The organism is Streptomyces sp. MB09-02B (genome assembly GCF_033794485.1).
Lineage (GTDB): Bacteria > Actinomycetota > Actinomycetes > Streptomycetales > Streptomycetaceae > Streptomyces.
On the sequence record NZ_JARGEE010000585.1, the window covers coordinates 1 to 4496 of the forward strand.

General features: G+C 67.5%; 5 protein-coding genes. 1 reads left to right on the top strand and 4 read right to left on the bottom strand.

What is annotated here, in order from left to right; translation table 11 throughout:
- From P1P70_RS41140 to P1P70_RS41150, 3 genes are all read right to left on the bottom strand, one after another.
- On the bottom strand, positions 1–311 hold a 311-nt coding region (locus P1P70_RS41140; RefSeq protein WP_319247083.1), incomplete at its 3' end, for a type II toxin-antitoxin system prevent-host-death family antitoxin.
- 74 nt (positions 312–385) lie between these two features.
- Positions 386–1846, bottom strand: a complete 1461-nt coding sequence (locus tag P1P70_RS41145) for an aldehyde dehydrogenase family protein (RefSeq protein WP_319247085.1) — start codon at positions 1844–1846, stop codon at positions 386–388.
- A gap of 150 nt (positions 1847–1996) precedes the next feature.
- The gene (locus P1P70_RS41150; RefSeq protein WP_319247087.1) at positions 1997–2821 is read right to left on the bottom strand and encodes a helix-turn-helix transcriptional regulator; all 825 of its coding nucleotides are present in this window, start codon (positions 2819–2821) and stop codon (positions 1997–1999) included.
- Between the two features lie 445 nt (positions 2822–3266).
- On the opposite strand from P1P70_RS41150, the gene P1P70_RS41155 reads away from it, so the two are divergent.
- Positions 3267–3764 carry an ATP-binding protein gene (locus P1P70_RS41155; protein WP_319247089.1) on the top strand — a complete coding sequence of 166 codons (498 nt, stop codon included), beginning with the start codon at positions 3267–3269 and terminating at the stop codon, positions 3762–3764.
- A gap of 78 nt (positions 3765–3842) precedes the next feature.
- Here the strand turns inward: P1P70_RS41155 and P1P70_RS41160 are convergent, their stop codons facing one another.
- A complete protein-coding gene (locus tag P1P70_RS41160; protein WP_193382079.1) occupies positions 3843–4109 on the bottom strand; it encodes a DUF397 domain-containing protein in 267 nt (88 codons plus the stop codon).
- Positions 4110–4496 lie beyond the last annotated feature (387 nt).

The window sequence follows — 4496 nt, forward strand, 5'->3', positions numbered from 1 at the left end:
CCCGGCTGGAGCGTGACCGTGCCCTCGGCCGAGCCGAGCCCCCGATACCGCATGACGAGGCCCGCCGCTTCGAGCAGCGCGCGGCGGGCCTCGTCATGCGGTATCGGGGGCTCGGCTCGGCCGAGGGCACGGTCACGCTCCAGCCGGGCGAGGGTGAGGGCGTCCTCAAGATCCTCCAGCTCTGCGGGAGAGACGAGGACTGCGGCCGGAACACCGCGATCGGTCAGAGTGATGCGCTCGTGCTGAGCGGCCCGACGGGCAAGCTCCCCGAGCTTGCCCCGCGCCTCCGCGAGGGGATACGCAGCAGACATGCACGCACTGTACACATGGGTGCATGGGTGCATGTCCGCCTGTGCGTGGTCCTCGGTCCCGGACGCGTCGCCCCTCAGAAGGGGAAGAAGCTCCGCTTGTGCTGGACCGAGATCCACTTCTGGGTGGTGAACGCGTCCACCGTGGTCTCGCCGTTGAGGCGGCCGATGCCGGAATGCTTCTCACCGCCGAACGGGACGAGGGGCTCGTCGTGGACGGTGCCGTCGTTGACGTGGAACATGCCGGTGTCGATCTGCTTGGCGAAGTCGACGCCCCGCTCGATGTCCCCGGTGTGGACGGCGCCGCTGAGGCCGTACGGGGTGTCGTTGACGATACGGACGGCCTCCTCCTCCCCGTCGAAGGGGATGAGGAAGACGACCGGGCCGAAGACCTCCTGCTGGAGGAGGGCGGAGCCGGCGGGGACGTCGGTGAGGACGGACGGCTCGACCAGGTTGGCGGTCGTGGAGCCGTGGACGAGCGCGGTGGCACCCTCGGCGAGGGCCTGCTCGACGACGGACTTGAGCGAGTCCGCCTGCGAGGAGTTGATCACCGGGCCGATGACCGTGCTCGGGTCGCTCGGGTCGCCGACCTTCAGGGACTTCACCTTGGCCACGAACTTCTCGGTGAACTCGGCCTGCACCGAGCGGTCGACCAGGACGCGGTTGGCGGCCATGCAGACCTGGCCCTGGTGGACGTAGCGCGAGAAGACGGCCGCGTCGACGGCGTAGTCGATGTCCGCGTCGTCCAGGACCACCAGGGCGCTGTTGCCGCCCAGTTCGAGGATGGTGCGCTTGAAGTTCGCGGCGGCGACGGTGGCCACGTGACGGCCGACCTTGTCGGAGCCGGTGAAGGAGATCAGCTTGGGGATCGGGTGCTCGATGAAGGCGTCGCCTATCTCGGCTATGTCGGTGACGACGACGTTGAGCAGCCCGCCGGGCAGGCCGGCCTCCTCGAAGATCTTCGCGACCAGGGTGCCACCGGTGATGGGGGTGTTCTGGTGCGGCTTCAGCACGACGCCGTTGCCGAGAGCGAGGGCGGGGGCGACCGACTTCAGGGAGAGCAGGAAGGGGAAGTTGAAGGGGCTGATGACACCCACGACGCCGACCGGTACGCGGTAGAGGCGGTTCTCCTTGCCGTCGATCGGCGACGGAAGGATTCTGCCCTCGGGGCGGAGCGCCAGCTGAATCGATTCGCGCAGGAACTCCTTGGCGAGGTGCAGTTCGAAACCGGCCTTGAGATACGTACCGCCGAGCTCGGCGATGATCACCTCGGTGATCTCCTGCTCGCGCTCCTCGATGACCTTCAGGGCCTTCTCGAAGACCGCGCGACGCGCATAGGCGTTGACCTCGGCCCATTCCTTCTGGGCCGTCTGGGCGGCCCGGTAGGCCTCGTCCACTTCGTCGACCGTGGCGATGGTGATCGACGCGAGCTTCGCGTCGTCGTACGGGTTGAAGTCGATGATGTCCCAGGAGCCGGAGCCCGGGCGCCACTCGCCGCCGATGTACTGCTGGGCCAGGTCGGTGAAGTAGGACGACATGTGATCCTCAATCAGTCGGCATCGATCAAGATTGATCACTCGTCATCGTACTTGCGAGTAAAGGGAGTTGGAGAGCTACTCGGGAGACTCTGTGAAGACTCGCAGGACCCAGGACCCAGGACCCAGGGCTCAGGGCTCAGGGCTCAGGGCTCAGGAGAGCTGGATGAGCCCCCGCAGCAGGTCCCTGCTCTCGGCCGGGGACGGGCTGTCGTCCTGGAGCCGCTTGATCGCCCGCTCGTACTGGGCGATGTCCTCGCCCTTGTCCAGGTAGAGCGCGCTGGTGAGCTGTTCGAGATAGACGACGTCGGTGAGGTCGGACTCGGGGAAGCTCAGCAGGGTGAAGGCGCCGCTCTCGCCGGAGTGGCCGCCGAAGCTGAACGGCATGACCTGGATCGTCACGTTCGGGCGCTCCGAGATGTCGATCAGGTGCTGGAGCTGCCCCCGCATCACGTCCCGGTCTCCGTACGGCCGGCGCAGCGCCGCCTCGTCGAGGACGCAGTGGAACTCCGGGGCCCTCTCGGACACCAGGTACTTCTGGCGCTCCATGCGCAGAGCGACCCGCTTGTCGATCTCCGCCTCGCTCGCGCCCCTCATCCCCCGGGCGACGACCGCGTGGGCGTACGCCTCGGTCTGCAACAGACCGTGCACGAACTGGACTTCGTAGCTGCGGATGAGGTGGGCCGCCGCTTCGAGGCCGACGTAGGTGGGGAACCAGCTGGGCAGGACGTCCGAGTAGCTGTGCCACCAGCCGGCGACGTTGGCTTCCTTCGCCAGGGAGAGCAGCGAGGTGCGCTCGGTCTCGTCGGTGACGCCGTAGAGGGTCAAGAGGTCCTCCACGTCACGGGTCTTGAAGCTGACCCGGCCGAGTTCCATCCGACTGATCTTCGACTCCGAGGAGCGGATCGAGTACCCGGCCTTCTCCCGGGTGATCCCCTGCGACTCGCGCAGCCGCCTGAGGTGCGAGCCCAGCAGCATCCGCCTCACCACCGACCCGCTCGATTCACCGGCGCCCACGTTCGTCCAGCCTCCCCAACTTCTTCAGGGGCCGCAGTCTGCCACTAATCCACTCCGATCCGCACTCGCCCGGTTACAGAAATGGAAAGTCTTCAACTTCTGGGACGGATGAGGCGGGGGAGGAGAGAAGGGAGTGTGGCCGAGATGCGTCGCGAAGAACACCCCGCGCGCACAGGAAACCGCCAGGAGGTCGCCAGGAAGTCGCCAGCCGGGGCCCGGCGCGAGGGAATCGGGCGACAGAAGAAATGTTCAGCAAGCGGTATGTGAAGGTCCAATTCGGGCGCGTGCACGTGCATCTGCCCTTGCATCTGCTGTACGCATCAGAAACCATGGTCCCGCGCCACCGCTGCATCGCAACGACCGCGAACTCCCGGGAGTGCCTCGCATGGGGACGAATGGATCAACCATGCTCGAACCCTTACGGCAGGGACTTCCGCCACTTGATCCCGCGACTGTGTCCGACGCCGCGTCCTGCGCGCTGCCGCCCCGCTACGAAGCGGTGCGCGAGGCACGGCAGTTCACCCGGGGCACGCTCGACCAGTGGCGGTTGGGCGAACGGTTCGACGACGTCTGCCTCGTGGTCTCGGAACTCGTCACCAACGCCCTGCGGCACGGTCTGCCCGCCAACAACGGGGCGCGCCCGGCCCAGGACCCGCCCGTGCGGCTGCACTTGATGCGCTGGACCGAGCGGCTGGTGTGCGCGGTGCGCGATCCCAGTCACGACAGCCCGGTCGCGGGCGACTCCGAGGACTTCTCGGCGGAGTCCGGGCGGGGGCTGTTCCTGGTCGACTCGTTCGCGGACAGCTGGGGCTGGCATCCGCTGGGCGGCGCGCTCAGCGGCAAGGTGGTGTGGGCCCTGTTCCAGGTGGAGTCCGCCCCGGGCCGCCCGTCCGCCTGTCGATGAACCGCGGCGCTTTTCGGCGCCGCGGTTCTACGCGTGTCACACCCTCGGACCCTCCGGCCTCCCGCCGCCGGACGGACCTCATCCGACCAAGTGGTCGAACTCCCCGTCCTTGACGCCCAGGAGCATCGCCTCGATCTCGGCTCGGGTGTAGACGAGCGCCGGGCCGTCGGGGAAGCGCGAGTTGCGTACCGCCACCTCACCGCCGGGCAGCCGGGCGAACTCCACGCAGTTGCCCTGCGAGTTGCTGTGCCGGCTCTTCTGCCAGGCCACCGCGTGGAGCTCGGTCAGCTCCGTCGCGGCCATGCCGTTGTACACGTCATCCACGCCGTACACGTCGTGGTCCACAGGTCGCTCCCCGGGGTGGTGCAGTAGTGCGCTGGATGCGCGTTGGCTCTGGTGTGGCCGGTGTTACCAGTGATGTCTGCGTCGCCAGTGACGCCATTGATGTCAGTGATGCTGGTGATGCAGCAGTCAACTGCCCCGGATCATAGCTTTGTTCACGTGCAGATGCATGAGCGGATGCACGTGCACGCGGGGTGCCGCCACGGTTACAGCACCAGAGAGACGCAAGACAGGGCGATCGTGTTCCATCCGGGGCCCACATCTCTCGGTACGGGGCGGGGAACCGGGCGGTTCAGGGTGGGGAGAGCGGCGTCCGCGGAATGGCGGAAAACGGACGGCCCCCCCCCCCCCCCCAACCAACCCAACCCCGCAAAAGAAGAAGCCCCCCTT